This is a genomic window from Massilia varians (assembly GCF_027923905.1).
In the GTDB taxonomy this organism is placed as follows: Bacteria; Pseudomonadota; Gammaproteobacteria; order Burkholderiales; family Burkholderiaceae_D; genus Telluria; species Telluria varians_B.
The window spans coordinates 3,904,669-3,926,807 of sequence record NZ_AP026966.1; the positions used below are offsets into that span (position 1 = coordinate 3,904,669).

The following is a 22,139-nucleotide window of genomic DNA, read 5'->3' on the forward strand; positions in this document are numbered from 1 at the left end:
AAAAGCAGCCCGGAACAGTTCGACGCGATCGTCGTCGGCTCGGGCATCACCGGCGGCTGGGCCGCCAAGGAACTGACCGATACCCGCGTGGCCGACCTGATCGTCGCCGAAAAGCAGCTGGTGGAGATCGCCAAGGCCCTGTCGCGCAAGGCGCGCCTCTTGATCATGGACGAGCCCACCGCCAGCCTGTCGGCCGGGGAAACGAAAAAACTCTTCGCCTGATGGCGCGGCTGAAGGCGGAAGGCGTCACCATCGTCTACATCTCCCACAAGCTCGACGAGATGGAGGCGCATACCAACGAAGTGGTCGTCATGCGCGACGGCAAATTCGTTACCCGCGCCGCTACCTGTGACGTGAACCGCCGGCAGATGGCCAACCTGATGGTCGGACGCGACGTCTCGGACATGTTCCCGCCCAAGCAGCCTGCGCCTGACGACGCCCCAGTTCTGCTGCGGGTAGCGAGCCTGGAGGTCCCGGGCTGGGTACGAAACCTGGACTTCGAGGTGCGCGCCGGCGAGATCCTGGGCTTTGCCGGCCTGGTCGGCGCCGGCCGCACCGAAGCCTTCGAAGCCATCCTCGGCCTGCGTGAGCGCCACGGCGGCAGCATCGAGATCGGGGGTCGGGCGGTCGACATCCGCAGCCCGCGCGAGGCCATGCAGCATGGCCTGACCTACCTGAGCGAAGACCGCAAGGGCAAGGGCCTGCACCTCGACCTGGGCCTGCGCGAAAACCTCACCATGATGACCCTCGAGCGCGACGGCCGCCCCTGGGTCGACCTGAAGGCCGGGCGCGCGGCGCTCGAGCGGGCCATCCTCGATTTCGGCATCCGCCTGCGCGACCCGGACTGCGTGGCGCGCTCGCTCTCGGGCGGCAACCAGCAGAAGCTGGCGCTGGCCAAGTACCTGCATTCGAACCCGCGCGTGATCGTGCTCGACGAACCCACCCGCGGCGTGGACGTGGGCGCCAAGCGCGACATCTATGCGCTGATCCATCGCCTCGCCGGCGAGGGCCGCGCGGTGATCGTCATCTCCTCCGAACTGATCGAGCTGATCGGCCTTCGAGTGCTCTCGATCAGAACCGGGGCATGCTGCTCGGCCTGCTCGGCGTGGCCATGTTCAGCCTGACCATGCCCTTCACCCGCATGGCCGTTGTTCAGCTCGCTCCGGTGTTCGTCGCGCTCGGCCGCGCATTGGGCGCCGCCCTGCTGGCGGCGGCATGGCTGCTCTGGCGCCGCGCCCCGCTGCCGCCGCGCGCGGCCCTGCTGCCCCTGGCGCTGGTGGCGGGCGGCTGCATCGTCGGCTTTCCGCTCCTGACCTCGATCGCGCTGCGCACCCTGCCGGCCGCCCACGGCGCTCTGCTGGTGGGCGTGCTGCCCCTGATGACGGCGCTGTACGCCGCACTGCGCGGCCATCGACCGGCTTCTGGGGCATGGCCGTGCTCGGCTCCGGCCTGGTGGTGGCCTATACCCTGGCCCAGGGCGGCGGCAGCCTGCATCCGGCCGACCTGCTGGTGTTCGGCGCCGTGGCCGCGGCGGCGGTCGGCTACGCGGAAGGCGGGCGCCTGGCGCGCAGCCTGGGCGGACCGGAAACCATCTGCTGGGCCCTGGTGCTGGCGGCCCCGGTCCTGCTCCCGGTGCTGCTGTGGCATGGGATTCCCGACCTGGGCGGCGTGGGAACGGCGTCCTGGCTCGGCTTTGCCTACGTCACCGCGGTCTCGATGTTCATCGGTTTCTTCTTCTGGTACCGCGGACTGGCGCTGGGCGGGGTGGCGCGGGTCGGCCAGGTACAGCTGCTGCAGCCATTCATGAGCCTGCTCGGAGCCGCACTGCTGCTGGGCGAAACGCTGAGCCTGGCCAACTGCGCGTTCGCGCTGGCGGTGGCCGCCGTCGTATTCGCGGGACGCCGGATGGCGGTGCGTCAGCAGTAAAACATGCTTACCGGCGCCGGGTGGACGTACAATATCGGCTTCTTTCACTGCAACGTCACAAAAACCATGTCCGTCTACGATAAACTCAAAGAACTGAACATCACCCTGGCCGCGCCGGCCACCCCGGCCGCCGCCTACGTCATGTACGTGCAGACCGGCAACCTCGTGTTCATCTCGGGCCACATCGCCAAGAACGCCGACGGCTCGCCGAACGCGGGCATTCTGGGCCGCGACAAGACCACCGCGGATGGCCAGCTTGCTGCGCGTTCGGTTGCCATCGACCTGATCGGCACCCTGCAGGAAGCCGTGGGCGGCGACCTGAACCGCGTCAAGCGCATCGTCAAGGTGATGAGCCTGGTTGCCTCGACCCCGGAATACAACGAGCAGCACCTGGTCACCAACGGCTGCTCGGAACTGATCGGCGAGATCTTCGGCGAAGCCGGCAAGCACGCCCGTTCGGCCTTCGGCGTCGCTTCGCTGCCGCGCGGCACCTGCGTCGAGATCGAGATGATCGCTGAAGTTGCCTGATTTTTTCGCCCAAACATTTGTTTGGGAATTGTTGCATTTTTTTAAATAGTACCGATCGCGGGCTGGGCCTACCCGGCCCGGTCCATCCCGAGGCTGCCTACCGGCCTGCCTTATAATGGTCCGGCACTACCCGTGCGGTCCCTTCCTGAGAGTCCTGAGAACAGCATGAAAATCGAGAATCCAAACCCCATCCAGTGGCAGTTTTCGGAGCGCGCCCAGCAGCTGCAAAGCTCGTTCATCCGCGAAATCCTGAAGATCACCCAGCGTCCTGAGATCATCTCCTTCGCGGGCGGCCTGCCGTCGCCGGCCACCTTCCCGGTCGAGCGCATGAAAGCGGCCTACGACAAGGTCCTGCTTGACGCCGGCAAGGTCGCGCTGCAGTACGGCCCGACCGATGGCTACGCGCCGCTGCGGGAATGGATCGCCAATTCTCTCTCCACGGAAGGCAGCCGCATCCTGCCGGAACAGATCCTGATGACCTCGGGCTCGCAGCAGGCCCTCGACCTGCTGGGCAAGGTCCTGATCGACGAAGGCAGCCGCGTGCTGGTCGAAACCCCGAGCTACCTGGGCGCCCTGCAGGCCTTCTCGGTCTACCGTCCCGAATTCAAATCCGTCGAAACCGACGAACACGGCCTGGTGCCGTCGTCGATCGACGCGATCGCGCAAGGCGCGCGCCTGCTGTACGCGCTGCCGAACTTCCAGAATCCGACCGGCCGTTCGCTGTCGGTCGAGCGCCGCCAGGAGCTCGTGGAAACCTGTGCCCGCCTCGGCCTGCCGCTGATCGAGGACGACCCGTACGGCACCCTGTCCTACCGCGGCGAGCCGTCGCCGAAGATGGTCGCGATGAACCCGGACGGCGTCATCTACATGGGTTCCTTCTCCAAGGTGCTGACCCCGGGCATCCGCCTGGGCTACGTCTGCGCACCGCTGCCGCTGGTGCGCCGCCTTGAGCTGGCCAAGCAGGCGGCCGACCTGCACACCGCCCAGCTGACCCAGATGGTGGTGCACGAGGTGGTGAAGGACGGCTTCCTGGACCAGCACATCCCGACCATCCGCAAGCTGTACGGCGACCAGTGCCAGGTGATGCTGGACGCGATGCTTGAACACTTCCCGGCAGGCGTGAGCTGGACCAAGCCCGAAGGCGGCATGTTCATCTGGGTGACCCTGCCGCAGAGCATCGACGCAATGAAACTGCTCGAGCAGTCGCTGGCCGCGCGCGTGGCCTTCGTGCCGGGCGCGCCCTTCTATGCCAACGATCCGGCCACCAACACCCTGCGCCTGTCCTTCGTGACCGTGCCGCCGGAACGCATCCGCGAAGGCATCGCCATCCTCGGCAAGCTGATCAAGGACATGCTGTAAACACCAGAAAGCATGCAGCGCGCGCAACCGCCAGTATGTATTGGCGCTTGCGCAACTGGTCGTAGCGGTACAACACCGGGACAGCCTTTCAAGCTTGTTTGTGTTCTTGTGGCAAGAAAACTTGCCGCGAGTGACGGCGGACGGGGTATGATTTTCCTAGAGAAAATTCTGCTTTACCCCGCAACCGTATGAACCATCCTGCTTTCGAGCCCGTAGTGCCCGCGCGCCAGGCCGCGATCCTGATCGTCGACGACGCGCCAGCCAGCCTGGCCTGCTGCAGGAGATGCTGCGCGGCCAGGGTTACCGCACCTTCGTCGCCATTTCCGGCGAACGCGCCCTCGATCTCGCCCAACGGGTCCAGCCCGACCTGATCCTGCTGGACGTCATGTTGCCGGCCTGGACGGCCTGGAAACCTGCCGCCGCCTGAAAGCCAACCCGGCCACCGGCGACATTCCCGTCATTTTCGTCAGCGCCTGCTCCGACACCAACGACATCGTGGCCGGTTTCGACCAGGGTGCGGACGTCGAGCGCCTGCGCGTGCCCAACCCGCGCTCCTCGACCTCCGACTTCGTCACCGTCAGCATCGGCGTCGCCACCTTCGTGCCGACCCAGTTCGACGACATGCGCGCGCTGTTCCTGGCCGCCGACCGCGCCATGTACGAGGCCAAGGCGGCAGGGCGCAACCGGGTGGTGGCCGTGGGCGGCGGCTATGCCTGGGAAGCGATGCAGACGGCGCTGGCGCGCTAGCCTCCAGGTCCGGGTTCAGGCCTGGCGCGGATAACCGGTGATGCGCGCGATGTCGCGGTACATCGGCTGCAGCTGGCGATACATCTTCAGGTAGACCTCGCGGTACAGCCGCTCGTAGATCGCCTGGTTGCCCGCCACCGGCTCGAACACCCTGCCCACCCGCGTCATGGCCTCGATGGCGGCCGCGAAGTCCGGGTACAGGCCCAGCCCGACGGCGGCATCGATCGCCGCGCCCAGCCCCGAGGTCTCGTACACGTGCGGGCGCGCGACCGGCAGGCCGAAGATGTCGGCGGTGAGCTGCATCGCCGCGTCGCTCTGCGAGCCGCCGCCCGAGACGCGCAGTTCGGTGATGCGGGTCCCGGCGCGCCGCTCGATGCGCTCCTTCCCTTCGCGCAGCGCATACGCCAGCCCTTCCAGGATGGCGCGGTAGACGTGGGCGCGGGTATGCACGTCGCCGAAACCGATGATGGCGCCCTTGGCCTCGCGCCCCGGCACCCGGATGCCGGGCGTCCAGTAGGGCTGCAGCATCAGGCCCATCGAGCCGGGCGGCACGGCCTCGGCCAGCTCGTCAAACAGGTGTTCGGGCGCCACGTCTTCCAGCAGCGCGCGCATCTGTTCGTGGTGGCCGAACTGCTCCTTGAACCAGTTGACCATCCAGTAGCCGCGGAACACCTGCACCTCGAGGCTGTAGGCGCCCGGAATCGCCGCCGGATACGGCGGCACAAAGGGCGACACCTCGACGTAGCGGGTGGTGGTGGTGTTGATGGTGGCCGTGGTGCCGTAGCTCAGGCAGCCGACGTGGGGCGCGCTGCAGCCGGCCCCGATCACCTCGCAGGCCTTGTCGGCGGCCGCCGCCAGCAGCGGCAGGCCTTGCGGAATACCGGTGTCGCGGGCCGCCTGCGCGCTGATGCTGCCCAATTGCGTGCCCGGCGCCTGCAGCTCGGGCAGCATGCGCGGCTCCAGCGCCAGCGCCTGCCATTTCCAGTCGCGCCGGCCGGCCCACTTGAGGCGCCGGTAGTCGAACGGCAGGTAGGCCACCTGCGACCCGGCGGAATCGGCGAAGCGCCCGCACAGGCGCCAGTTCAGGTAGCCCGACAGCAGCAGGAACTTGTGGGTCGCCTGCCAGACCTCGGGCTGGTGCGCGTGGATCCAGTTGATTTCGGCTTCGCCGCGCAGGTAGTCGACCGTCTCGTGGACCCGCGCCAGCCTGAAGGCGGTGCGCCACAGCGGCCCGATGGGCGGCACCGCGCTTGTGCTGCGCTGGTCGAGCCAGGTGATGGCCGGGCGCAGCGGCCTGCCCTCGCGGTCGACGTTGATGACGGTGCCGCGCTGGGTCGTCACCGCCACGCCGGCGATGCGGGCACGGTCGGCGCCCGGCTGGGTCCAGAGCTGGCCACAAGCCTGACACAGCGCCTGCCAGAAGCCCTCCGGGTCGTGCTCGGCCCAGCCCGGATGTTCGCTGCGGTAGTCCAGCAAGGGCACCTGCGACCTGGCGACGATCTCGCCCTTCAGGTCGAACAGCAGGGCGCGCACGCTCTGGGTGCCGTTGTCGATGGCGAGGATCAGCGGGTCATGCATCGCACAAGCGCCGGCTCATGCCGCGCAGGTGCGCAGGCCGACGAAGATATCGTCGCGCTGCGGCTGGTAGAAATTGCGGAAATGCGGGGAGCGCAGGCGCCCTGGTGTCGCGAACGATGCGCCGCGCAAGACCTGGCGGCTGCCGAAGTACGGCGCCGAATATTCCCGGTAGCGGTCCGCAGTGAAGCCGGGATACGGCAGGAAGGGCGAGGCCGTCCACTCCCACAATCCGCCCCAGTGAAAATCCGGGTGGCCTGATGCGGCCGCGAACTCCCACTCCTGCTCGGTCGGCAGGCGCCGCCCGGCCCAGCGGCAATAGGCTTCGGCTTCGTGCAGGCTCACATGCCGCAGCGGCGCGCGCGGGTCGAGCGGGACCCGCGCCCCGAAGCGCTGCTCCAGCCAGCCTCCCGCGCCATCCGGGCGCCAGTAGCGCGGCGCCACGCGCCCCGTCTGCGCCAGCCAGTCCGATCCGGCCTGGCTCCAGCATGCGGCGCGCCGGTAGCCGTCATCGCGCATGAAGGCGAGGTAGTCGGCGTTGGAGACCAGGCCGGCGTCGATCACGAAGGGCGCGACCTGGCAAGGGAAGGCTTGCCGTTCATTGTCGAACACGAAGCCGCGCTGCTGCTCTCCGCCGAGCAGCAGCGCGCCGCCGGCAAAGGCGATCTCGCCTGGCGCGGGCGCAGGCAGGCCCTCGTCCGGCGCGCCGGCAAGCATCGCGGGCGCGGCCACGCCGAGCGTCTGCAGCGTATAGGCCAGCGCTTCGCCGTGCATGTCCTCGTGCGCCAGCACCAGGCGGTAGGGAAAGAGGGCGGCATCGTCGCCGGGCGCGCTCGCCAGCCGCGCGCAGATCCCGTCGAGCACGGCATCGCAATACTCCTTGAGCCTGCCCAGCGTGGGCAGCGCCAGCGCCCAGCGCGCGTCGTGCGCCACCGTGTTCGAGTTGAACCAGGCATCGGCCTGCGCCAGCAGCGAAGGCCCGCGCGCCGCGCCGGTCGCGCTGCTGGGCGCCGCGCGCAGCACGAACCATTCGGCGAACCAGGCCAGGTGGCCCAGCTCCCACAGCGGCGGATTCAGGATCGCCAGGCGCGGCACCCGCGCGCTCTCGTGGTAACCGGCGCCGGCCAGCGCATCGAAGCAGGCAAGCGTGCGCCGGCGCGCATCGCGCAGGGCCCCGTCCAGGCCGCGCGGATCCATGCTGCGGAAGGATGCGTGCACGTCGTTCATGCAGGCATTGTACGGGCCTTATCGGCGCAAGACCATCACCCCGTCTGCGCATCGGCCGGCATGCGCCGGGTCCGGGTCGCGCCGGCATCCGCACCGCGCCTGCGGGCCAACACCGTGTCCATCGCCCAGCTTCCGGCCTCGTGCAGCTCCCAGGCGCCCTCGCCCTTCAGGCACAGCACATGGGTGTGATGGCGCAGCACCGCGGCGCGGTGGGCGATGCTCACCAGAGTCGCGCCGCTGCTGCGCAGGCGCGCGTACAGGGAAGCTTCGTTGGCGGCATCGAGGGCGCTGGTGGCCTCGTCCAGGATGACGATTTTCGGCCGGTGCACCAGCACCCGGGCGAAGGCCAGGCGCTGCTGCTCGCCGACCGACAGCAGCTTTTCCCAGTCGTGCACGGCGTCCAGGCCGCCCACCCGCTCGGCCAGGCGCGGCAGCTGGACCTCGCGCAGGATGTCCAGCAACTGAGCGTCGCTCAGGTCCGCGTGCGCGCTGGGATAGAGGAGCTGGCTGCGCAGCGTGCCCGACTGCAGGTAGGGCTGCTGCGGCAGGAAGAAGAACTGGTCCAGCGCCGGCCGCTGGATCGTCCCGCTGCCGTCGTGCCACAGGCCGGCGATCGCGCGCAGCAGCGAGCTCTTGCCGCAGCCGCTCTCGCCGGTGATGAACAGCGCCTCGCCGGCTTGCAGGGACAGCGACAAATCCTTGATGAGCACCCGTTCCGATTGCGGCGGGCGCAGGGTCAGCGCGTCGAGCGCCAGGTGCGCGCCCTGGCGCGTTTCGATGCGCGCCGTCCCGGATGCCGCCGCGGCGCCGGCCTCCGGCAGCACCAGGCTGGACAGGGCCTGCAGGCGCCCGATGCCGGCCACGAAGCGGCTCAGGCTCTCGAAGTTGTCGACGATGACGCCCACCGCGGCAAGCACCGCGGTGAAGGCGCCGGCCGCCTGCACCGCGCGCCCCACTTCCAGCTCGCCCGACAGCACGCCGTTGGCCAGGATCATGAAGGGCAGCACCAGGGTGAGCTGGCTGAAGCTGCGCTGGAACAGGTTGAGCGAGCATTGCTTGCGGATCAGGCGCGCGAAATTGTCGATCACCTGCTGGAACTTGCTCTCGATATGGGCGCGCTCCTGCGCCTCGCCGCGGTAGAAGGCGATCGACTCGGCGTTCTCGCGCAGGCGCATCAGGCTGAAGCGGAAGTCGGCTTCGCGCCGCAGCTGCCAGAAGTTCAGGTGGATCAGCGGGGCGCCGAACACGTACAGGGCGAGCACGGTGCCGGTCAGCGCATACAACGCCAGCACCCCGACCAGCACCTGCGAGATCGACCACAGCACCGTGCTGAAGGCCACCAGCTGCATGAGCGAGCCCAGGAAGATCAGCAGGAAGTGGATCGAACGGCCGGTGAAGCTGTTGATGTCTTCGCTGATGCGCTGGTCCGGGTTGTCGATGTCGCCGGCGGCGCCCAGCCGGTAGTAGGTGCGCCCTTCTAGGTAGCCGTCCAGGAAGCGCCCGGTGAGCCAGCGCCGCCACTGGTTGGCGAAGCGGTCGCGCATGTAGTAATAGAAGGCGTAGACCGGCACCGCGAACGCCAGCGTCATCAGGCAGGCGCGCACCGCGGTCCAGAAGCGGCCGCCGTCCTTGCCGGCCAGCGCCGAGGTCATCTCGCCGGCCTGTTCGTTGAGCATCACGGCCAGCTTGGTCTCAACCAGCATCAGCACGATCAGGAGCGCCAGCAGGGTCCAGGCCTGCCTGCGCTTCTCGCCCAGCCAGTAGGGCTTGGCCACGCTGAGGAACTCCTTCCACGCCGCGAGCGACAGGGGCGCGGCGCGCCGTCCCTCGTCGGCGCCCGCCGGCGCTTCCTGCGCTGCTGGGCCCTGGGCTGCTATGGTCGGCGTCTTCATGCTCGGTGGAATGCGGTTGATGTCTTGAGACCAGCATAGCGCCGCCTGTCACCCGCTTCCGTGCGAAAACGGACATAGTCCGTGCTGCGCAGTTAGGCCTTCGACGCCCCCGGGACAGGCTCGGGACAGCGCGCCTCCGCGGCGCCGGGCTGCAACAGCGCCAGCTGCTCGGGCGCAAACACCACGGTCTGGGCCTGGAAGCCCAGCGCGATCCCGGCCTCTTCGAGCCGCTTGACGATCTCCAGCAGCAGCGCTTCGCGCATCCGCACGCTGGCCTCGAAATCCGCCACCTCCATGTAGGCGAACACTTCGATATTGAAAGAACGCTCGCCGATCCGGCCCAGGTGCGCGCGCGAACCTTCGGCGACCTCGTCGCGATCGAGCAGGACCTGGCGCACGATGGCGGCGGCTTCGGCCAGCCCGGCGGCCGGGGTGCGGTGGTCGAGCGCGATCACCGGATTGAACAGGAAGCGGTCGCGCGCGGCGTAGTTCTCGATCTGGCGCGCCGAGAAATCGCCGTTCGGGATGGTGACCAGGGTGCGGTCCAGGGTGCGGATGCGGGTCGAGCGGATCCCGATGTCTTCCACCGTGCCGATCACGTCGCCGACCTTGACGAAGTCGCCCACCTGGGCCGGCCGGTCGGCGATCACGGTGACGCTGCCGACCAGGTTCTCCACGGTCTTCTGCGCGCCCAGGGCCAGCGCGATGCCGCCGATGCCGAGCGCCGCGATGCCGGTGGTGACGTCGATGCCGAAGGTGTCGAGCAGGCCGATCGCGAAGAACAGCAGCAGCACGACCTTGGCGGTGCGCCGCGCCAGCACGATCACCGAGACCACCTGGCGCCGCCCGCGCCGCTGCATGCGCGTGATGGCGAGCTGGGCGACGGCGTCGAGCAGGCGCAGGCCGAACCAGACGAAGGCGATCAAGAGCAGGATGCCGGTGTAGCGCAGCAGGGTCTGGCGCGCCACGATGGCGACCGGCAGCCGCTCGGCCCATTCGAAGAACACGAACACCGCAATCAGGAGGCCGAGCGGCGGCAGGGCCGCCTCGAAGAAGCGGTAGGCGCCGTTGGCGGCCGGGTCGCGCACCAGCCGGCGCATGATGGCAACCAGCAGCGTGGCGACGATCCACAGCCCGCCGAAGACCAGCGCGCCCAGGCCCACCAGCATGCCCCAGTCCTCCAGCGGCGCGCCGGCCACGGTGAACTGCGGGCGCTGGGCGCCGGAGATGGCCGGCGCTTTCTCGGCCACGGCGGCGATTGCCGCCGCGGTCTCGCGCGAGACCCGCCAGATCTGCAGGCCGTCTTCTTCGCCGCGGCTGAGCAGGACCGGGATCGTCCGGCCCTTGGCGCGGATCTCGCCGACGCGCTCCTGGTCCACGGGCAGTTCGTCGCCGATCTTGCCGGGGCCGTCGTTCGACAGCGCCGCATACGGCTGCAGCGAGCCGCCGCTGTCGAGCAGGGCCTGGAACTCGCGCGCCCTGGCGGCCGCGGCCGCGCGCTGCCGGCTGCTGTTGGCGGGGAGGTCGAAATACTGGGCGGCGCGGTCATGGTCCTGCTCGGCCAGGGCCCGGATCAGCCCGGAGACCGTCGAGCGCGGCGTTTCGCGGCCGAGCAGGTCAGCCTGGGTGGGCGCGGCCGCGGCCTCGGGCTCGGACGCGAACAGGGGACCGGCCGCCGCGGCCGGCAGGATGAAGGCGAGCAGCAGCCAGGCCAGGGCCAGCGGCATCAAAAATTTCGGGAAAGAAATCAGGACGGGAAGACGCATTCTCAAAAACAACTCCTTCGCTCAGGGCCAAGGCGAAGTCTAGCATCCGCCCCGCCCCCCACGAACTGCTGTCCCCGCCATCGTATCCGCAGGCAAGGGCTATAATTGTCCGAATAGCCAACGCACCCAGACCGCTCACTGACGGTAATCGACGTGAATCCACATCTCGACCAGCTCCACCCCTACCCTTTCGAACAGCTGCGCCAGCTGTTCAGCGGCGTGACGCCGAATCCCGCCCACAGCCCGATCAGCCTCGGCATCGGCGAGCCGAAACACCCGACGCCTGCCTTCATCGAGAAAGCCCTGCTGCATGCGATGGCCGGCCTGTCGGTCTATCCCTCGACCCACGGCACCGAGCCGCTGCGCGTGGCCATCGCCGGCTGGCTGGAGCGCCGCTACGGCATCCCGGCGGTCGATCCGGGCACGATGGTGCTGCCGGTGAACGGTTCGCGCGAAGCGCTGTTCGCCTTTGCCCAGGCCGTCGTCGACCCCGCCCGTGGCGATGCGCTGGTGATGAGCCCGAACCCCTTCTATCAGATCTACGAAGGCGCGGCCTACCTGAGCGGCGCCACGCCCTATTACGTCAATTCCGAGCCCGGCCGCAACTTCGCGCCCGACTACGGCAGCGTGCCGGATGAGGTGTGGGCGCGCGTGCAGCTGCTCTACGTCTGCTCGCCGGGCAATCCGACCGGCGCCGTGCTCTCGCTGGAGGACTGGCGCCAGCTGTTCGAACTCTCCGAGCGCCACGGTTTCGCGATTGCCGCCGACGAATGCTATTCCGAGATCTATTTCGGCGCCACGCCACCGCTGGGCGCCCTGGAAGCGGCCCACCAGCTCGGCCGCAGCGGCGGCGCACGCCCGTATGCCAACCTGGTCGTGTTCTCCAGCCTGTCGAAGCGCTCGAACGTGCCGGGCATGCGCTCGGGTTTCGTGGCGGGCGACCCGCAGCTCCTGAAGAAATTCCTGCTCTACCGCACCTACAGCGGCGGCGCCATGTCGCCGCCGATCCAGGCGGCCTCGATCGCGGCCTGGAACGACGAGCACCACGTGCAGGACAACCGCGCGCTGTACCGCGAGAAGTTCAGGCTGATCACCCCGCTGCTGAAGGAGGTGATGGACGTCGAACTGCCGGACGCCGGCTTCTACCTGTGGGCCGACGTGCGCCGCACCGGTCTGTCGGACACCGACTTCGCACGCCGCCTGTACGCCGAATATAATGTGACGGTTTTGCCAGGCAGTTATCTTGCACGCGAAGCGCACGGCCTCAACCCGGGCCGCGGGCGCATCCGCATGGCGCTGGTCGCCAGCGTCGACGAAGGACTCGACGCCGCCAACCGCATCAATGAGTTCTGCAAGGGCCTGTGACAGGCAGCACCAACATATACCTCAACTAGAGAATCATCATGACCCAACAACTCCAGAACATCATCGACACCGCGTGGGAACAGCGCGCCGAGTTCAGCCCGTCCAACGCCCCAGCCGAACTGCGCGACGCGGTCGCCCACGTGCTCGCAGGCCTGGATGCCGGCACCCTGCGCGTGGCAGAGAAAAGCAGCGGCGACTGGGTCGTGAACCAGTGGATCAAGAAGGCCGTCCTGCTGTCCTTCCGCCTCGAGAACAACGTACAAATGCCGGCGGCGGGCCTCGGCGGCAGCCTGCAGTTCTACGACAAGGTCCCGACCAAATTCGCCGACTACACGCCGGAAGATTTCGCCAAGGGCGGTTTCCGCGTGGTGCCGCCGGCCGTCGCCCGCCGCGGCAGCTTCATCGGCAAGAACGTGGTCCTGATGCCGTCCTACGTCAACATCGGCGCCTACGTCGACGAAGGCGCGATGGTCGACACCTGGGCCACCGTCGGCTCCTGCGCCCAGATCGGCAAGAACGTGCACCTGTCGGGCGGCGTCGGCATCGGCGGCGTGCTCGAACCGATGCAGGCCAACCCGACCATCATCGAAGACAACTGCTTCATCGGCGCCCGTTCGGAGATCGTCGAAGGCGTGATCGTCGAAGAGAACTCGGTGATCTCGATGGGCGTCTACATCGGCCAGTCGACCAAGATCTACAACCGCGAAACCGGCGAAGTCAGCTACGGCCGCATCCCGTCGGGTTCGGTGGTGGTGTCGGGCAGCCTGCCGTCCGCCGACGGCAAGTACAGCCTGTACTGCGCCGTGATCGTCAAGCGCGTAGACGCCAAGACCCGCGCCAAGACCGGCATCAACGAGCTGCTGCGCGGCGACTGATGCGCTTGCTGACCGCGTGGGCGGGAAACCCGCCCACCCTACGTACAGCGATCCGGTTTCGTAGGGTGGGCAGGTCCCCTGCCCACGCGGTCAAGCGGCAATAGAGCACCACTATATTAGGAGACGATGCCATGGCCATGGACCGCCTGTTCCAGCTGATGAAGGAGAAGAACGCTTCCGACATGTTCTTCGCCGCGAACTCGCCGGTGCACATCAAGATCAACGGGAACCTCATCCCGATCAACCAGCATCGTCTCGAGCCCGACAACATCATCTCGCTGCTGTCCGAGATCGCATCAAACGAGCAGATGCAGGAGCTCGAGCGCGAGAACGAACTGAACATGGGCGTGTCGGTCGCCAACCTGGGGCGCTTCCGCCTGTCGGCCTTCCGCCAGCGCGGCTCGATCTCGGCGGTGCTGCGCTTCGTGCCGGCCAACATCCCGCCGCTTGGCGAACTGGGCCTGCCGCCCGTGCTATCCGAGCTGATCATGGAAAAGCGCGGCCTGCTGCTGGTCGTGGGCGCCACCGGTTCCGGCAAGTCGACCACCATCGCCTCGATGCTGGACCACCGCAACGAACAGCGCACCGGCCACATCCTGACCCTGGAAGACCCGATCGAATACCTGTTCAAGAACAAGAAGTCGATCGTCAACCAGCGCGAAATCGGCAGCGACGCCACCAGCTTCGCCACGGCGCTACGCAACTCGATGCGCCAGGCGCCCGACTGCATCCTTATCGGCGAGATCCGCGACAAGGAAACCATGGCGGCGGCGCTGGCCTACGCCCAGTCCGGCCACCTGGTGCTGGCCACCCTGCACGCCAACAACAGCTACAACGCGCTCAACCGCATCATCAGCTTCTACCCGATCGAGAACCGCGCCGCCCTGTTGCAGGACCTGGCCTCGAGCGTGAAGGCGATCGTCTCGCAGCGCCTCGTCAAGGCAGCCGCCGGCGGCCAGCGCCAGCCTGCGGTCGAAGTGATGCTCAATACCCGCTACATCGCCGACCTGATCGAAAAGGGCGAGATCGGCCAGATCAAGGAAGCGATGGACAAGAGCCTGTCGCCGGGCTCGCAATCGTTCGAAACCGCGCTGCTCAAGCTGGTCAAGGATGGGCTGGTGACGCAGGACGAAGCGCTGGCCAATGCCGATTCGGCCACCAACCTGCTCTGGCTGCTCAACAATGGGCCGGATAGCCAGGCGCAGCCGGAGGAAGAGAACAAGCCGGGCAAGGAAGCGCCGGGGGCGTCCTTCACGGAATTCACGCTCAACAACTGAGCCATTTCTTCCGTCCGCTGCGGAACAACGCCCCTGTGTAGAATCCTCGCAGGGGGCGTGCTGTGCTATCCTTGCCGCCTTTCCAAAATACCATCTCCCTGCTCATTCGCGCAGGCGCAAGGATTGACGCATCATGACCACGACCCTCTACGGCATCCCCAACTGCGACACCGTCAAGAAAGCCCGCACCTGGCTGCTTGATAACGGCCACGATTTCACCTTCCATGACTTCAAGAAGCAAGGCTTGACGCGCGAACTGGTGGCAGACTGGCTCGAACAGCTGGACTGGGAAACCCTGGTCAACCGCAAGGGCATGACCTGGCGCAATTTGCCGGACGAGCGCAAGGCGCAGATCACCGACAAGGCCAGCGCCCTGGAACTGATGCTGGAAAACCCCTCCGTCATCAAGCGCCCGGTCCTTGCCGGCGTCGGCCCGGTCTCGGTCGGCTTCTCGGCCGACGCCTATGCCGCGAAATTCAAGGACGCTGCATGAAACCCTCGCGCACCCTGCTGCTCACCGAAGAGCTGATCGCCCTCGATTCGATCACGCCGCACGACAAGGGCTGCCAGGAGCGCCTGAAGGAACTACTGGCGCCGCTGGGTTTCCACTGCGAGACCATCGAATCGAACGGCGTCACCAACCTGTGGGCGCGCAAGGGGACGACCTCGCCGGTGTTCGTGTTCGCCGGCCACACCGACGTGGTGCCGTCCGGCCCCGAACACCAATGGGTGTCGAGCCCCTTCGTGCCGACCCGCCGCGACGGCAAGCTGTATGGCCGCGGCGCCTCCGACATGAAGACCTCGATCGCGGCCATGGTGGTCGCCTGCGAGGAATTCATCGCCGCCCACCCTGACCACAAGGGCTCGATCGCATTTCTCATCACCAGCGACGAGGAAGGACCGGCCGTCGACGGCACCGTGGTCGTCTGCGAGCGCCTGGAAGAACGCGGCGAGACCCTGGACTATTGCGTGGTGGGCGAACCGACCTCGAACCACGTGCTGGGCGACACCATCAAGAACGGCCGCCGCGGCTCGCTCTCGGGCCACCTGGTGATCAAGGGCATCCAGGGCCACATCGCCTACCCGCACCTGGCGCGCAACCCGATCCACCAGGCCGCGCCGGCGCTGGCGGAACTGGCGGCGGAAGTCTGGGACGAAGGCAACGAGTACTACGCCCCGACCAGCTGGCAGATCTCGAACATCCAGTCCGGCACCGGCGCCACCAACGTGATCCCGGGACACGTGACGATCGACTTCAACTTCCGCTTTTCCACCGCCAGCACCGCCGACGGCCTGGAAGCGCGCGTGCACGCCATCCTCGATCGGCACGGTCTCGACTACGACCTGCAGTGGACCCTGTCCGGGCAGCCCTTCCTGACTCCCAAAGGCCTGCTTTCCGACACGCTGTGCGACGCCATCCGCGAGGAGCTGGGCGTGCAGACCGAACTGTCGACCACCGGCGGCACCTCGGATGGCCGCTTCATCGCCCGCATCTGCCCGCAGGTGATAGAATTCGGGCCTCCGAACGCCAGCATCCACAAGATCGACGAACACATCGAGCTGCGCTACATCGATCCCCTCAAGAACATCTACCGCCGCACGCTGGAACAGCTGCTGGCGCAGTAATAGAACAACCCTCGGGAGAAGGCCATGACCAACACCACTTTCAGCACGCCGCGCGACCTGCTGCGCTATGCGATCACCCGCTTCAATGGCGCGAAGCTGTTCTTCGGCCACGGCAGCGCCGAGGCCTTCGACGAAGCCGCCTACCTGATCCTGCACACCCTCAAGCTGCCGCTGGACCGGCTCGACCCCTTCCTGGACGCCAGGTTGCTGCCGGACGAAGTAATCCAGGTGATGGAAGTGATCGAGCGCCGCGTGGTCGAACGCGTGCCGGCCGCCTACATCACCAAGGAGGCCTGGCTGGGCGAGTACCACTTCTACGTGGACGAGCGCGTGCTGGTGCCGCGTTCCTTCATCGCCGAACTGATTCCGCAGACCTTCAGCCCCTGGGTGCAGGATCCGGACAGCGTGGAAAACGTGCTGGAACTGTGCACCGGCAGCGGCTGCCTGGCGATCATGATGGCCGAGGCCTTCCCGAACGCCGTGGTCGACGCGGTCGACATCTCGAAGGACGCCCTGGCCGTCGCCGAGCACAACATCCGCGAATACAAGCTCGAAGGCCGCGTCAACCCGATCGAATCGGACCTGTACGAGCACGTGCCCTTCAAGCGCTACGACCTGATCGTCACCAACCCGCCCTACGTGAACAGCGTCTCGATGGGCAAGCTGCCGCCGGAATACCTGCGCGAACCGCAGATCGCGCTGGCGGGCGGCGAGGACGGCATGGACCTGGTGCGCAAGATCGTCGAAGGCGCTGCCGAGCGCCTGACGCCGGAAGGTATCCTGGTGGTCGAGATCGGCAACGAGCGCGGCTATGCCGAAGCGGCTTTCGGGCACCTGGGCCTGACCTGGCTGAGCACCAGCGCCGGTGACGATGCCGTGTTCCTGCTGACGGCCGAACAACTGCAGGCAAAATAAGACCGTTTAACGCTTTTCGTAGGGTGGACGGCTTCGCCGTCCGCGCATCCAGCCAGAGACTGCGTCGTCACAGCGCATCCGAGCGTTGAACGCGCGGACGGCAGAGCCGTCCACCCTACATAAACCCAGAAATTCCCTCATGATCCGCTTCCAGAACGTCAGCCTGATGCGCGGCACCAAGCCGCTGCTAGAAAGCGCCGACCTGACCCTCAACCCGGGCGACAAGATCGGCCTGATCGGCGCCAACGGCGCCGGCAAATCGAGCCTGTTCGCCATGCTGCGCGGCGAGCTGCACCCGGACCAGGGCGCCATCGACTTCCCCGCCAAGTGGCGCATGGCCTACGTGGCCCAGGAGACTCCGGCCCTGGACCGTCCGGCGCTGGAATACGCGATCGACGGCGACGTCAACCTGCGCAAATTGCAGGCCGAACTCGCCGAACTGGAAGCGCATCCGGATGCCGATGCGCACGGCATGCGCCTCGGCGAGCTGCACAGCGCCCTGCTTGATGCCGATGCCTACACGGTGCAGTCGCGCGCCGAGCAGCTGCTGCTGGGCCTGGGCTTCTCGCTGGAGCAGATGACGCAGCCGGTGGCGAGCTTCTCGGGCGGCTGGCGCATGCGCCTGAACCTGGCGCAAGCCCTGATGTGTCCTTCCGACCTGCTGCTGCTGGACGAGCCGACCAACCACCTGGACCTGGACGCGATCATCTGGCTGGAAGACTGGCTCAAGCGCTATCCGGGCACCCTGATCATCATCTCGCACGACCGCGACTTCCTCGACGAAATCGTGAACGTCATCGTGCACATCGACCAGCGCAGCTTGACGCGCTATTCGGGCAACTATTCCAGCTTCGAGCGCCAGCGCGCGGCAAGCCTGGTGCTGGCCGCTGCTGCCTTCGAGAAGCAGCAGCGCACCCGCGCCCACCTGCAGTCCTTCGTCGACCGTTTCAAGGCCAAGGCCACCAAGGCGCGCCAGGCCCAGAGCCGCATGAAGGCGCTGGCCAAGATGGAGGAACTGGCGCCGCTGCGCGCCGCCGCCGAATTCTCCTTCGAATTCCGCGAGCCGCTGTCCGCCCCCAATCCGCTCCTGGTGCTGGAAGACGTCGATGCCGGCTATCCGGTCCTCGACGCGCACGGCGACAAGGTCGGCGGCAAGGCGATCGTCAAGCGCGTGAACTTCTCGCTGCAGATCGGCCAGCGCATCGGCCTGCTGGGCGTGAACGGCGCCGGCAAGTCGACGCTCATCAAGACGGTCGCCGGCGAGCTGATGCCGCTCGAAGGCAAGGCCACGCTCGGCAAGGGCCTGTCGATCGGCTACTTTGCCCAGCACCAGGTCGAGATGCTGCGCCACGACGAGTCGCCGCTGTGGCACCTGGCGAAAATCGCGCCGACCGTGCGCGAGCAGGAGCTGCGCAACTTCCTCGGCAGCTTCAACTTCCCGGGCGATATGGTGACCAGCAAGATCGCGCCCTTCTCGGGCGGCGAAAAGGCGCGCCTGGCGCTGGCCCTGATCGTGTGGCAGCGCCCGAACCTGCTGCTGCTGGACGAACCGACCAACCACCTCGACCTGGAAACGCGCGAGGCCCTGACCATGGCGCTGGCGCAGTTCGAGGGCACCCTGGTGCTGGTCTCGCACGACCGCCACCTGCTGCGCGCCACCACCGACCAGTTCATCATCGTGGCCGACGGCAAGCTGCAGCCCTTCGACGGCGACCTCGACGACTACAAGGAGTGGCTGTTCCAGACCAAGCTCGGCAAGGGCACCGACACCCTGCCGGCGCCCGTCCCTGCGAAGGACGGCAAGCTGGAAGCCCCGCTGTCGGCCCCGGTCGACCGCAAGGAGCAAAAGAAGCTGGAGGCGGAAGCGCGCCAGCGCCTGGCCGCGCTCAGGAAACCGATCGAGAACCGCGTCAAGCGCCTGGAAGAGCAGATGGCCAAGCTGAACGCGAAGAAGGCCGAGATCGACGCCCAGCTGCTCGAGCCGAGCATCTACGAGGCCGAGAACAAGGAAAAGCTCAAGCTTCTCGTGGCCGACCAGGCGTTTGCATCGCGCGACCTGGAGCAGCTCGAATCCGAATGGCTGGAGCTGCAGGAGCAGCTCGAAGGCCTGGTCGCCTGAGTTTCACGCCACACCTCCCCGTTTGACCCCTCCGCATCGCCCCGAACCGGGGTGATGCGCGACCTGCTGCGCCTTCCCTCCCCCTCCCTGTCCGTCCTCCCACCCGGAGGCCTCGGCACGCCGTCTCGCCCGGTCTCGAAAAAACTTGGATTATGAATAGGAATCATTCTCATTATCATTTATAATGTTTCCATTCTGCATATCTCGACGTCTTTTTCGACCACTCACACGGATACCGTATGCCTGAGCCACGCTTTGCCCTGCCGCTGTTTCGCCGCTCCCTCATCGGCACCGCCGCCGCCCTGCTGCCCTTCGCCGCCAGCGCCAACCCGCTGCCCGAGAACATGGCGACGGTCGTCGTCACCGCCTCCGGTTTCGAGCAGAGCATCCGCGAAGCGCCGGCCTCGATCACCGTCCTGAGCCGCGGCCAGCTCGAGAAGGAACGCTTCGGCAACCTGGCGCAGGCACTGGAGAGCGTGGAAGGGATCGACGTCGGCGCGGCCGGCGACAAGACCGGCGGCCTGAACATCAGCATCCGCGGCATGCCCAGCGACTACACCCTGGTCCTGATCGACGGCCGCCGCCAGAACGCCGCCGGCAGCGTCACCCCGAACGGCTTCGGCGGCACCTCGACCAGCTTCATGCCGCCGATCGGCGCGATCGAGCGCATCGAGATCATCCGCGGCCCGATGTCGACCCTGTACGGCTCGGACGCGATGGGCGGCGTGATCAACATCATCACGCGCAAGGTCGGCAAGCGCTGGCACGGCAACCTGGCGGCCGACTATACGGTGCAGGAAGAGTCGAGCTTCGGCGACGTCAAGGGCGCCAAGTTCTACCTCAGCGGCCCGCTCGCCGCCGAGGTGCTGGGCCTGTCGCTGCGCGGCAGCACCCAGCACCGCGCTGGCGCCGATATCCGCTACCGGAACCAGAATGGCGAGGTGGCCCCGACCATGGGCGCCAACCCGGTCGAATCAAGCATCCACAACCTCGGCGCGCGCCTGGCCTGGACGCCCAGCCGCATGCACGAATTCACGCTGGACGCGGACAGCACCCGCCAGAGCTACGACAACACGCGCGGCCAGCTCGGGCCCCTGGGGGTCCAGGGCGGCTATGCTCCCAAGCAGAAGTACAACCGCGACCAGGGCAGCCTGTCCTACCGCGCACGCCTCGGCTTCGGCACCCTGGACAGCAGCTACATGGTGAACCGCACCGAAACCATCGGCCGCACCATCCCGCCGGGCACCCCGGGCGCCGTGGCCGGCAGCGCGCGCACGCTGGAAGTGGAGAGCCGCGTGTTCGATACCAAGCTGGTGGCGCCCTGGGGCAATCACCTGACCACCATCGGCGCCCAGCACTGGGATGCCGAGATGGTCGACGGCGTCGCGCCGCAGGCCTTCGCCTTCACCCAGCAGGCCCTGTTCCTGGAAGACGAATGGCGCATCGCGCAGCCGCTGCTCCTGACGCTGGGCGCGCGCTACGACGAGCACAGCATCTTCGGCGGCCAGCTCAGCCCGCGCGCCTACCTGGTGTGGAACGCGTCGCCGCGCTGGACCGTCAAGGGCGGCGCCAGCCGCGGCTACAAGACCCCGCGCGTCGAGCAGCTCGCGCCCGGCATCAACGGCTTCGGCGGCCAGGGCACGATTCCCCTGGTGGGCAGCCCCGGCCTGAAGCCCGAGACCAGCGTGACGACCGAACTGGGCGTCTATTTCGACAATGGCGCCGGCTGGAGCGCGCATGCCGCTCTGTTCAACAACACGTTCAAGGACAAGATCACCGCCGGCACGGGCCTGCTGAACTGCTCCTACCGGCTGGCGCCCGGCCGTCCGGGCTGCGTCAGCTTCGGCAACTGGCCGAACGTCGATGCCTTCGGCCAGTCCACCAACGTCGACGAGGCGGTGACCCGCGGCCTGGAGCTCGCGACCCGCTTCCCGCTCGCCCCCGGCTGGGCCCTGAGCGCCAACTACACCTACACCGACAGCGAGCAGAAAAGCGGCCCGAACGCCGGCAAGCCGCTCGGCGACACGCCGGAACATGCGCTCAATGCGCGCCTTGCCTGGGACATCGCGGCGCAATGGCATGCCTGGCTGCGCCTGGAAGCGCGCAGCGAGCGCTTCCGCGATCCGGGCAGCTCGGCGGCGACGCGCGCCGCCAGGGCGGCCCTGGGCAACTACAAGGGCTACGGGATGCTGCACCTCGGCGGCAGCTACCGGCTGAACAAGCGGGTGACGGTGACTGCGGCGCTCTACAACCTGGCCAACAAGGACTTCATCGACTACCGCCCTTACCAGGCGCCCGGCGCGGCCGCGCCGGCCTGGGGCAGCGTCTACGTCAACAACATGGACGGGCGCCGCCTGTGGCTGTCCGTGAGCGCGGACTTCTGACGCGCCTCAGGTCTAGGCCACCTGGCGCGGCTCCACCGGCGCCACCGACATCAGGCGCGCGATGTCGATCAGGATCATGCGCCGTCCCCGGGCCAGGCCGAGGCCGATCAGGTAGTCGGCATCGCGCTGGGCGCCCGGCAGCGGAACCACCTGCTCCGGGCGCAGGCGCACAACGCCGGTGACGCGCTCCACCACCACCCCCACCCGGCCCGCCGCCACACGCACGATCACCACGTCGGTCTCCGGCTCGGGCAGCGAAAACACCGGGGCGAAGGCGGCCCGCAAGTCCATCACCGGCATGATCACCCCACGCGACAGGGCCACGCCGCCGATGATCTCGCCGTCGCTGCAGAAACGCTCGAGCGAGCGGTAGGCCTTGAGTTCCTGCACCGCGGAATAGTCGAGCCCGTAATCGAGCCCGCCCAGGGTAAACCCAAGGAACTGCTGGGGTGCGGCGAGGATGTGGTGCGACATGGTGGTTCCTTTCATCGGCACCACCTATCCTAAGGGGCAGGTCCATGGAAATTGTTGACTGCAGTCAACCTCTGCAGCATGCCG

The 22,139-nt window shown here is 67.5% G+C and carries 17 protein-coding genes and 2 pseudogenes; 14 read left to right on the plus strand and 5 right to left on the minus strand.

Annotated elements, in window-relative coordinates; translation table 11 throughout:
• Positions 1 to 78: 78 nt before the first annotated feature.
• The 6 genes and pseudogenes from MasN3_RS17575 to MasN3_RS17600 all read left to right on the plus strand — a co-directional run.
• Positions 79 to 1,124: pseudogene (locus tag MasN3_RS17575) on the plus strand (sugar ABC transporter ATP-binding protein); the annotation flags it as partial.
• Positions 1,085 to 1,926 (plus strand): annotated as a pseudogene (locus MasN3_RS17580) (DMT family transporter). The pseudogenes MasN3_RS17575 and MasN3_RS17580, both read left to right, overlap by 40 nt.
• A gap of 66 nt (positions 1,927 to 1,992) precedes the next feature.
• Entirely contained in the window at positions 1,993 to 2,454 is a 462-nt protein-coding gene (locus MasN3_RS17585) for a RidA family protein (protein WP_281908922.1), read from the plus strand.
• A gap of 165 nt (positions 2,455 to 2,619) precedes the next feature.
• Positions 2,620 to 3,813, plus strand: coding sequence for an aminotransferase-like domain-containing protein (locus tag MasN3_RS17590; protein WP_281908923.1), 1,194 nt, complete (start codon positions 2,620 to 2,622; stop codon positions 3,811 to 3,813).
• A 283-nt stretch (positions 3,814 to 4,096) separates the two neighbouring features.
• Complete coding sequence (locus tag MasN3_RS25225; protein ID WP_307730374.1) at positions 4,097 to 4,240, plus strand: hypothetical protein; 144 nt, start codon at positions 4,097 to 4,099, stop codon at positions 4,238 to 4,240.
• Between the two features lie 68 nt (positions 4,241 to 4,308).
• A complete protein-coding gene (locus tag MasN3_RS17600; protein ID WP_281914535.1) occupies positions 4,309 to 4,560 on the plus strand; it encodes a diguanylate cyclase in 252 nt (83 codons plus the stop codon).
• Positions 4,561 to 4,575: 15 nt separating this feature from the next.
• Here MasN3_RS17600 and MasN3_RS17605 read toward each other — a convergent pair whose 3' ends face one another.
• The 4 genes from MasN3_RS17605 to MasN3_RS17620 all read right to left on the minus strand — a co-directional run bounded on the left by MasN3_RS17605 (position 4,576) and on the right by MasN3_RS17620 (position 11,020).
• Positions 4,576 to 6,138 carry an FGGY-family carbohydrate kinase gene (locus MasN3_RS17605; protein ID WP_281908924.1) on the minus strand — a complete coding sequence of 521 codons (1,563 nt, stop codon included), beginning with the start codon at positions 6,136 to 6,138 and terminating at the stop codon, positions 4,576 to 4,578.
• A 15-nt stretch (positions 6,139 to 6,153) separates the two neighbouring features.
• Positions 6,154 to 7,362: a selenoneine synthase SenA gene (senA, locus tag MasN3_RS17610; RefSeq protein WP_281908925.1), complete on the minus strand. Its 1,209-nt coding sequence runs from the start codon at positions 7,360 to 7,362 to the stop codon at positions 6,154 to 6,156.
• A gap of 35 nt (positions 7,363 to 7,397) precedes the next feature.
• Positions 7,398 to 9,254, minus strand: coding sequence for an ABC transporter ATP-binding protein/permease (locus MasN3_RS17615; protein WP_281908926.1), 1,857 nt, complete (start codon positions 9,252 to 9,254; stop codon positions 7,398 to 7,400).
• A 92-nt stretch (positions 9,255 to 9,346) separates the two neighbouring features.
• On the minus strand, positions 9,347 to 11,020 hold the full coding sequence (locus tag MasN3_RS17620) for a mechanosensitive ion channel family protein (protein ID WP_281908927.1): 1,674 nt from the start codon (positions 11,018 to 11,020) through the stop codon (positions 9,347 to 9,349).
• A gap of 153 nt (positions 11,021 to 11,173) precedes the next feature.
• On the opposite strand from MasN3_RS17620, the gene dapC reads away from it, so the two are divergent.
• The 8 genes from dapC to MasN3_RS17660 all read left to right on the plus strand — a co-directional run bounded on the left by dapC (position 11,174) and on the right by MasN3_RS17660 (position 21,581).
• Positions 11,174 to 12,385, plus strand: a complete 1,212-nt coding sequence (gene dapC / locus MasN3_RS17625; protein WP_281908929.1) for a succinyldiaminopimelate transaminase — start codon at positions 11,174 to 11,176, stop codon at positions 12,383 to 12,385.
• Positions 12,386 to 12,423: 38 nt separating this feature from the next.
• Positions 12,424 to 13,260, plus strand: a complete 837-nt coding sequence (gene dapD, locus MasN3_RS17630) for a 2,3,4,5-tetrahydropyridine-2,6-dicarboxylate N-succinyltransferase (RefSeq protein WP_281908931.1) — start codon at positions 12,424 to 12,426, stop codon at positions 13,258 to 13,260.
• Between the two features lie 131 nt (positions 13,261 to 13,391).
• Positions 13,392 to 14,537, plus strand: coding sequence for a PilT/PilU family type 4a pilus ATPase (locus tag MasN3_RS17635; RefSeq protein WP_281908932.1), 1,146 nt, complete (start codon positions 13,392 to 13,394; stop codon positions 14,535 to 14,537).
• Positions 14,538 to 14,670: 133 nt separating this feature from the next.
• The gene (locus tag MasN3_RS17640; protein ID WP_281908933.1) at positions 14,671 to 15,030 is read left to right on the plus strand and encodes an ArsC family reductase; all 360 of its coding nucleotides are present in this window, start codon (positions 14,671 to 14,673) and stop codon (positions 15,028 to 15,030) included.
• Positions 15,027 to 16,163: a succinyl-diaminopimelate desuccinylase gene (gene dapE, locus MasN3_RS17645; RefSeq protein WP_281908934.1), complete on the plus strand. Its 1,137-nt coding sequence runs from the start codon at positions 15,027 to 15,029 to the stop codon at positions 16,161 to 16,163. The genes MasN3_RS17640 and dapE overlap by 4 nt, the downstream gene beginning before the upstream one ends.
• Before the next feature lie 24 nt (positions 16,164 to 16,187).
• Entirely contained in the window at positions 16,188 to 17,078 is an 891-nt protein-coding gene (gene prmB, locus MasN3_RS17650; protein WP_281908936.1) for a 50S ribosomal protein L3 N(5)-glutamine methyltransferase, read from the plus strand.
• 139 nt (positions 17,079 to 17,217) lie between these two features.
• On the plus strand, positions 17,218 to 19,197 hold the full coding sequence (locus tag MasN3_RS17655; protein WP_281908937.1) for an ATP-binding cassette domain-containing protein: 1,980 nt from the start codon (positions 17,218 to 17,220) through the stop codon (positions 19,195 to 19,197).
• Positions 19,198 to 19,436: 239 nt separating this feature from the next.
• The gene (locus MasN3_RS17660) at positions 19,437 to 21,581 is read left to right on the plus strand and encodes a TonB-dependent receptor domain-containing protein (protein WP_441904793.1); all 2,145 of its coding nucleotides are present in this window, start codon (positions 19,437 to 19,439) and stop codon (positions 21,579 to 21,581) included.
• 12 nt (positions 21,582 to 21,593) lie between these two features.
• On the opposite strand, the gene MasN3_RS17665 is transcribed toward MasN3_RS17660, so the two are convergent.
• Positions 21,594 to 22,055, minus strand: a complete 462-nt coding sequence (locus tag MasN3_RS17665; RefSeq protein ID WP_281908939.1) for a chemotaxis protein CheW — start codon at positions 22,053 to 22,055, stop codon at positions 21,594 to 21,596.
• Positions 22,056 to 22,139 lie beyond the last annotated feature (84 nt).

What these genes read in the sequence shown, in the direction of transcription:
- MasN3_RS17590 (WP_281908923.1), top strand. Translation starts at nt 2,620, where the DNA reads ATGAAAATCGAGAATCCAAACCCCATCCAGTGGCAGTTTTCGGAGCGC.
- senA (WP_281908925.1), bottom strand. Translation starts at nt 7,362, where the DNA reads ATGAACGACGTGCACGCATCCTTCCGCAGCATGGATCCGCGCGGCCTG.
- MasN3_RS17620 (WP_281908927.1), bottom strand. Translation starts at nt 11,020, where the DNA reads ATGCGTCTTCCCGTCCTGATTTCTTTCCCGAAATTTTTGATGCCGCTG.
- MasN3_RS17605 (WP_281908924.1), bottom strand. Translation starts at nt 6,138, where the DNA reads ATGCATGACCCGCTGATCCTCGCCATCGACAACGGCACCCAGAGCGTG.
- MasN3_RS17660 (WP_441904793.1), top strand. Translation starts at nt 19,437, where the DNA reads ATGCCTGAGCCACGCTTTGCCCTGCCGCTGTTTCGCCGCTCCCTCATC.
- prmB (WP_281908936.1), top strand. Translation starts at nt 16,188, where the DNA reads ATGACCAACACCACTTTCAGCACGCCGCGCGACCTGCTGCGCTATGCG.
- MasN3_RS17635 (WP_281908932.1), top strand. Translation starts at nt 13,392, where the DNA reads ATGGCCATGGACCGCCTGTTCCAGCTGATGAAGGAGAAGAACGCTTCC.
- MasN3_RS25225 (WP_307730374.1), top strand. Translation starts at nt 4,097, where the DNA reads ATGCTGCGCGGCCAGGGTTACCGCACCTTCGTCGCCATTTCCGGCGAA.
- MasN3_RS17640 (WP_281908933.1), top strand. Translation starts at nt 14,671, where the DNA reads ATGACCACGACCCTCTACGGCATCCCCAACTGCGACACCGTCAAGAAA.
- MasN3_RS17615 (WP_281908926.1), bottom strand. Translation starts at nt 9,254, where the DNA reads ATGAAGACGCCGACCATAGCAGCCCAGGGCCCAGCAGCGCAGGAAGCG.
- MasN3_RS17585 (WP_281908922.1), top strand. Translation starts at nt 1,993, where the DNA reads ATGTCCGTCTACGATAAACTCAAAGAACTGAACATCACCCTGGCCGCG.
- dapE (WP_281908934.1), top strand. Translation starts at nt 15,027, where the DNA reads ATGAAACCCTCGCGCACCCTGCTGCTCACCGAAGAGCTGATCGCCCTC.
- MasN3_RS17665 (WP_281908939.1), bottom strand. Translation starts at nt 22,055, where the DNA reads ATGTCGCACCACATCCTCGCCGCACCCCAGCAGTTCCTTGGGTTTACC.
- MasN3_RS17655 (WP_281908937.1), top strand. Translation starts at nt 17,218, where the DNA reads ATGATCCGCTTCCAGAACGTCAGCCTGATGCGCGGCACCAAGCCGCTG.
- dapD (WP_281908931.1), top strand. Translation starts at nt 12,424, where the DNA reads ATGACCCAACAACTCCAGAACATCATCGACACCGCGTGGGAACAGCGC.